The sequence below is a fragment of the Terriglobia bacterium genome, assembly GCA_020072565.1.
GTDB lineage: Bacteria > Acidobacteriota > UBA6911 > UBA6911 > UBA6911 > JAFNAG01.
On sequence record JAIQGI010000109.1, the window covers coordinates 1 to 7,569 of the forward strand.

At 59.2% G+C, this 7,569-nt stretch carries 4 protein-coding genes; 2 read left to right on the forward strand and 2 right to left on the reverse strand.

What is annotated here, in order from left to right; genetic code table 11:
- Positions 1-236 precede the first annotated feature (236 nt).
- Positions 237-1,448 (reverse strand): hypothetical protein, encoded by a 1,212-nt coding sequence (locus LAP85_29125; protein ID MBZ5500475.1) that lies wholly within the window; start codon positions 1,446-1,448, stop codon positions 237-239.
- A 199-nt stretch (positions 1,449-1,647) separates the two neighbouring features.
- Here LAP85_29125 and LAP85_29130 point away from each other — a divergent pair, with 199 nt between their 5' ends.
- Both LAP85_29130 and LAP85_29135 read left to right on the forward strand, forming a co-directional pair.
- Complete coding sequence (locus tag LAP85_29130; GenBank protein ID MBZ5500476.1) at positions 1,648-3,279, forward strand: hypothetical protein; 1,632 nt, start codon at positions 1,648-1,650, stop codon at positions 3,277-3,279.
- Positions 3,280-3,302: 23 nt separating this feature from the next.
- Positions 3,303-5,987 (forward strand): M20/M25/M40 family metallo-hydrolase, encoded by a 2,685-nt coding sequence (locus tag LAP85_29135; GenBank protein ID MBZ5500477.1) that lies wholly within the window; start codon positions 3,303-3,305, stop codon positions 5,985-5,987.
- An 89-nt stretch (positions 5,988-6,076) separates the two neighbouring features.
- Here LAP85_29135 and LAP85_29140 read toward each other — a convergent pair.
- Positions 6,077-7,569 (reverse strand): fused MFS/spermidine synthase (locus tag LAP85_29140; GenBank protein MBZ5500478.1); only part of this gene is annotated, 1,493 nt, incomplete at its 5' end.

The window sequence follows — 7,569 nt, forward strand, 5'->3', positions numbered from 1 at the left end:
TGCCGCGCTTTAGCGCTCATCGACCAGCCGCAAGGTCAGGAAGCGGACGAACTCCTTCTCTCCGCCGTTAGGATGCTCTCGAAAATGTGCCGAGCATGAGAACATCCGGGGCGAGGTCCAAGTCCACGTCCAAGTCTAGGTCCACGTTCAGGTCCGTCAGCGAGTGTTACCTTACGTTAACGCCTATGTTGCCGCGCCCCGGGCAGCCCCGGTAGAGGCCTCAAGTCATGCGCTCCTCAGATGCGGACGCAATCGTAGGGTGTTTCGGTAATAGTATTCACCATGGCCCAGAAATTCTCCATGGGAGTGTCGAGTTGCACGTTGTGGGTCGGCCCCAGTATCAGCCCACCATTCTGGCCGACGGTTCGCAGGCGCTTTACGACTTCGGCTTTGACGTCTTCCGGAGTCCCAAAAGGCAGAGTCTGCTGTATGTCGATGGTCCCCCAGAAACAAAGCTGACCGCCATATTCCCTCTTCAACTTTTCCGGGTCCATGCTCTGGGGCTGGATGGGATTCAGCACATCAACCCCGATCTCGATCAAATCGGGAATGATGGGATAGACGCAACCGTCGGTGTGATAGGCAATCTTCAGCCGGGCATTTTTCTGTCTCAGTGACGCTATGAACGCGGCCAGGCGGGGCTTCAGGAACCGCCTCCAGGTGGCGGGAGACATCAGCATGCGGTCCTGAGCCCCCACATCGTCCCCGGTCCAGATCATGTCCACTCCGAGATCGACCAGTTTTCGGGCGGCAGCCAGGTGATAGTGGAAGGGTATGTCCAGGATTCTCTCGGCAAGCTCGGGATTGCGCAAGAAATCTGTCAGCAGCCGCTCGTATCCACGCAGGGCCCAGGCAGTTTCAAAAATCGTGCAGACGGTCATGCCGACAATCCAATACTCGTGCTTGTATTCGCGGACCAGTATTTCCGCCTCTTCGTACAAGTCGGGCCGGTTCGGATCAGGAGGGCGGTAGACCTCGATCGCAGAATCCTCGGCCAGTGGGTGGGTTGTCATCTCGGTGTAAAAACCCGAGCCGAAGCGAGTCTGATACTCGATGTCCTTCCAACACACACCCCACTCATCCACGTATGAAGATGCGTCGGAGCCATGCCGGTCCTTTTCGTAAGATGAATTGACCCATCCTACCGGGCACAACAGCAAGTCCTCCTCCAAGGCGCATTCCAATTCGAACGTGTTTGTGCAGCCGCGCGCATGGTGAACCGACGTCCAGGTCCCGCCCAGTTCGGACCGCAAGCGGGAGGCGAACTCCGGCGTGAAGCTGATCTGCATCGGGCAGCGGTCGGGAATTTCACGGTTCAGCGCAGCCAGAACGCGATCACGATGTTTCATGACCTTTCCCCCGGATTTCAAGGCTCTCTTCTGGATCGACGCACGCTTCCCCGGCACCAGCATGCGCTTGCCGACGCACCGGATCAACATCTCCTGCATGCCGGCCATCCCGCCTCGGGGGTCGTGGTGCAGAGGTAGCGCCTGGTTTTTGAATTGCCGGAAAGGAAACTGAAAAGCGGCTTAGTGTCGCTGCACTCCAAAAGATCTGCAGAGCTTTCTTTGTTTGCCCGCCGGGATTTGCTCCTGGTGACTGGCCCCGAAATAGATTATAAAGCCCACTATGGAGCAGGAGGCTCTCATGTCTCGTATCGCGTCAGGATTCATTATCACCCTCGTCATGGCTGCCGGTCTTGGGACCGCCCAACGTCAGGGCGTGGCCCCTCCCGGTTTGCGCTTCGAGCTTTCGTTCCCCGCTTCAGCCCATGCCGGCCCGATCACCGGCCGCGTGTTTGTGATGATTTCGCGCACGGGGGATCGCGAGCCGAGATTGCAGATCGGCCGCACGGGCGTTCCGTTTTTCGGCCGGGACATCGACCAGCTCGCGCCGGGACAAACGGCGATTATCGATCAGACGGATCTCGGCACCCCGGTCGAAAGTCTGCGCAATCTGCCGCCGGGCGACTATTTCGTGCAGGGCTTCGTCAACGTCTATTCCGAGTTCAGGCGTGCCGACGGCCACACCGTCTGGATGCATGACGATCAGTGGGAAGGGCAGCGGTGGAATGCCTCGCCCGGCAACCTGAAGAGCCCGGTGCAGAAAGTCCATCTCGATCCGTCAGCAGGCGGCGTCGTCAAGCTCTCGGCCGGCGACATGATCCCACCCGTCGTGGTTCCGCCCGACACCGAGTATGTCAAGCGCTTCAAGTTCCAGAGCACGCTGCTCACGAAGTTCTGGGGCCGGCCGATTTATCTCGGTGCGACGGCGCTCTTGCCGAAGAACTACGAGCGCGAGACCATTCGTTATCCGGTCCATTACATACAAGGCCATTTCAGTCTTGGCGCGCCCGATGGATTCGACGGGGTCGGGAACAACGCGTTCTCGAAGGCCTGGCTGAGCGACGACTTTCCGCGCATGATCCTGATCACGTTCCAGCATCCGACGCCGTGCTTCGACGACTCCTACGCCGTGAATTCGGTCAACGTCGGCCCGTACGGAGACGCGATCATGCAGGAGTTGATTCCCGAAATCGAAAGGCGGTACCGCGTGATCAAGGAGCCGTACGCCCGGACGTTATCCGGCGGCTCGACCGGCGGCTGGGAATCGCTCGCGCTCCAGATTTTTCATCCGGACTTCTTTGGCGGCACCTGGTCCTCGTGTCCGGATCCGGTGACGTTCACCGATGTCGAGGGCATCAACGTCTACCAGGACAGGAATGCATTCTACAAGGAGTACGACTGGCGGCGCGAGCCGACCGTCAACTCACGCGAAACCGACGGCCGCATCCGGCTCACTTCCGAGCAGCGCAATCACTTCGAGTTGGTGAATGGAACGCACGGCCGGTCGGGTGAGCAGATCGACATCTGGTCGGCCGTTTTCGGTCCGCTCGGCAGGGATGGCTATTTCGAGCCGCTCTTCAACAAGATGACCGGCGAGATGAATCCGGCCGTGGCGCGGTACTGGAAGGAAAACTTCGATCTGCTCGAGTACCTGAAAAAAAACTGGACGACCGTGGGCCCTAGGATCGTCGACAAGATCCACGTCTATACCGGCACAATGGATACTTACGAGCTGAACAACTCCACGCAGGAGCTCGAAAAATGGATGAAGACGACCGAGTACCCTCACTATGAGGGCTTCTTTTTGTACGGCGATCGCAAGCCGCACTGCTGGTCAGGACCTGCTACGCCCGCGGAACGGCTCAAGGAAATCGCGACTTTCATGATGGCAAAAAAACCCGACGGCGCGACAACACCCTGGTGGCGGTACTGACGCAATTCAAACAGAGGTCTCCAATGAAAAGGCATTTTCTGACCCTTCTCTCCTTTGCCATGTTGCTCACGGTGGGTTCCCAGCCTCCGGTCGCAGCCGCAGTCCGGCAAGCCACCTCCGGTACAGCTGCGCCTCCCATCAGGCCCGACGGGAAGAAGGCATATGAACATATCAAGTTCCTGGCCTCCGACGCGATGAAGGGCCGCATGTCCGGCACGTCGGAGTTCCGCAAAGCTGCCGAATACGTCGCCGGCAAGTTCGAGGAATTGGGCCTCCAGCCTGCCGGGGACAAGGGTACATGGTTCCAGGAAGTCGAGCTCAAAAACTTCCGTGAGTTCCTGCAGCCCATTCGTCTCGAAATCACGTCGCCCGGACATCACGCCTACTTCGCCGGCTATGGCCGCGATTTTCAGCCAGTCAGCGGCACAGGATCCGGGATTGTCAAAGGCAGGCTGGCGTTCGCCGGATACGGCGTGGTCTCGGAGAAGGCCGGGTGGAACGACTATGAGGGGCTGGATGCCCGCGGGCGGATCATCATGATCCTGGCCGGCGTTCCCACGGGCGTCGAAGCGGAAGAAAGGAGGCAGTGGACCCTCGAAAAAAAGATCAAGATCGCCGCGGAACACGGTGCGGTCGGGTTGATTGAAATGGACATGACCGTCGCCGGCCAGCGGCTCAGCACCGTTCAACGCCCCTCGGGGCCGATCCAGGCGCAGGACGGCTGTCCGGCAGGTTTTGTCGTGATGCGGGCGGGTCGCGGTTTCTGCGACGACGCCTTTTACCTTGCCGGAAAGAGCTGGAGATATCATGCCAGTAAGATGATGAGAGCAAAAAAACCTTGCCCCGTGGCGATCGATACCGCTGCCCTGATGGAGGTTCACGCCGTCCGGGACAATCGAACCGCACCCAACGTGATTGGAGTGATGCCCGGCATGGATGCCAAACTCAAGGATGAGTGCATTGTATTCGGCGGCCATCTCGATCACCTCGGAGTGGGTGTGGACGGATTCATTTACAACGGCGCGGATGATAACGCCACTTCGATTGCCACGATCCTCGAAGTCCTGCGCGTGCTCAAGGCAAACCATTTCCAGCCCCGTCGCACCCTGGTCTTCGCCGCCTGGATGGGTGAGGAAAGTGGGATGTTGGGCTCGATGTGGTACACGAACCACCCGGTGTTTCCGCTCGAAAAAACGGCCCTCTACATGAACGTCGACATGGTCGGCACCGGCGACACCGATCTCTGGGTCGGGGGCCTCTATGAATTCCCTGAGCTGTTCGACATCATCCGGCAGGGATTGGATCCCGAGCTTCAGAAGAAAATGAACGCCCGCCTGCAGTACAAGGGCTCCGACCACACGGCGTTTGATCTCAAAGGTGTCCCCGCAATCAGCCTGCGGTCCGGGTACCCGCTGACGCCCGAGCTCGACGACAAGCATCCCGAATATCACAGGCCCGGCGACAAGGCCGAATACATCCGGCTTGAGCTGCTTCAGGAGGCAGCGGAGTACAACTGGCAAATCATCATAAACCTGTCCAATACGGACAAAAAGCTCGTTGATCCGCAGTTTTTCACCAGCTACATCCATCGCGATGCTACGGTCATCGACATGCACTGCGACACGATCAGCCGCTACATGGCTGGAGAAGACCTGAAGCAGGACCTCCCCGGCGGGCACATCGACATCCCAAAGCTCAAGAGAGGATCGGTGGACCTGCAGGTATTTGCGGCCTACGTGCCGGTGCCGAGGAGCGACACCGACAGGAACACGGCCGCAAAGCGTGCCTTCGACCAGATCGATGCGATGCACAAACTGATTTCCGAGAACCCGAACGATCTGGCTCTGGTGCTCGGACCGGGGGAAGTCGCACCGCTCAAGGATTCTAACAAGACCGGCGTCCTGATCGCGATCGAAGGCGGATACGCGATCGAAAATGATCTCAGCCTGCTTCGTTCGTTCTACAAGGCCGGTGTGAGGCTGATGACACTCACGCACTGGAACCGGACGGACTGGGCGGACGCATCAGGCGACGAAAAAGCCGAGCTCGGCGGACTCACTCCATTTGGCGAACAGGTGGTGAAGGAGATGAACCGGCTGGGTATGATCATCGATGTCTCGCACGCGCATGACGAGACCTTCTGGGACGTCCTGCGTGTCTCGACGAAGCCGGTGGTCGCCTCTCACTCCTGCGCCCGCAGCCTCTCCGATCATTTCCGGAATCTCTCGGATGAAATGCTGAAAGCGCTGGCCAAGAACGGCGGAGTCATCGGAATCAACTTTGCCCCGGGCTTCCTGAACGCAGACATAGATAAAAAACACAATGAAATTCTGGCTGAGTTGGCAAAAAAGTACGGCCTGCCCGAGAACCCTCTGACGTGGGACAAGGCCGACCCGGTATTGCGCAACAAGGCTCTGGCGGAGGCACGTCAGCGTATGAGCCCGTTTGATGGAGCGGTCGACGTTAAGACGGTCGTGGATCACATCGACCGTGTGGTGAAGGTGACGGGGAGCGCGGACCATGTGGGCCTGGGATCGGACTTCGATGGCATCGAGTCGACGCCGAAGGGTCTGGAAAACATCGGCAAGATCGGGGCCATCACCGAAGAGTTGAGGGCGCGCGGATACAAAGAAGCAGACATTCGCAAAATCCTGGGTGCGAACTTTCTTCGTGTCTTCAATGCGGTAACCCAGGACACATCGAGATGAGCAAGGTCTCGTCGGGTCTTCCAAATCCTGGGAACCGTCCCGGGTTCCGGGAGGATAGGAGGAGAAACTTCCAAGGATCGTTCGCGCTGTTAGTTGCCGTTCCTTCTTTCGTGTATGAGACTGAACAAGTTGCTGTAATCGTCGGTCCAGAACTGCTGTGAAGGAGCCGGATCTTTCCAAGGCGTAACATGTCTCCGGATGTCGGGATGTGCGAGAAACTGCCCGTTGGCGGTCAGCAGGACCCAGTCGGTACGATCTGTTGCCTGACTCCCGTTGCCTGAGTCGTGGAACCAGAGCGCCTGCATCTCTTGCCGGGGCCCCGGTGTGATCAAGTTGCGTACGACCGGGCTGAGATCGAAATAGCGGTTCGTTATATGTATGGCCAGGATGCCATCCTCCTTCAGATGGTACCGGTAGGTCTGGAAGCACTCGCGCGTCAGCAGGTGCACCGGAATGGCATCGCCACTGAAGGCATCGACCGCCAGCACGTCGAACTGCTGAGGCTCGCTATGCTGCTGCTCCCTCTCCATCGAGATGCGCGCGTCCCCAAGCACGACCTCGATTCGGGCCGGGCTGTCCTTACGGTATGTGAAATACTTGTCCGAAAGCTGCAGCACCTCCGGGTTGATCTCATAAAAGCGGATATAGTCCCCCTGTTGTCCCCAGGCGGCCAATGCGCCGGTGCCCAGGCCGATCACGCCGATGCGCAGATCCTGTTGCGCAAGCCGGCGCGGATGAAAGCCTATCGCCAGACCGATGCCGCTGTCGGCGCCGTAATAGGAAGTGCGCCAGTCACGCTTATCCTTATCCTGAAACTGAAAGCCGTGCTCGATGCGGCCATGCATGAGGCTTAAAGCATGTTCTCCCGGGAATTCCGTGAATAGCTCCAGCACACGCAGAACGCCGAAAAAGTTGCGCCTCGTCTCCACGCTGCTCTCCAGCGACTGCCGGACGTGGATGCGGAGCACGAGCCCAAGGGCGAGCCATGAGACGCACAGCGCGGCCCACACCGCCCACACCCGCGCCGGACGGCCCCGGTAGTGCCACCCCTTGCGTTCGTACAGGAAGATGCCCAGGGTGGTAGCGGTAACGGCGAGCAGCCCGAGTTGGAATCTCCACGACCGCCAGATCTGGTGATCGAGCATGAATCCCAGAACCGCCCATGAGACGCAGATCACGGCCCATATGGCCCATATGATAAGCGGGCGCCCCTGATACAGGGGGCTCTTGCGATCGCGGAAGAGGACGATCAGCGTCAGCAGGACCGTAGCGAGCAGCCCGAAGTGATACTCCCAGAATCCCTTGAACAGGTGGGGCGCTGCCACGGTGACCAGGAGCCCTCCCAGAGTGCCGCCACCCGCAACCATCAGGTAGAACGAGGTGAGATGGCGCGCTCGCGGCCGGAGCCGCACCAGCTCCCCATGACATACCATGCAAGAGGCAAAGAGTGTGAGGGAATAGCTGAGGATCTGCCAGCGCAGGGCCACGAAAACGCCGCCGAACAGGACGAAGCATGTCCAGGCGATGGATGCCGCCAGGCCGCCGATGAACAACGGCCGCCAATAGAGCCGCTCGTGCTGAA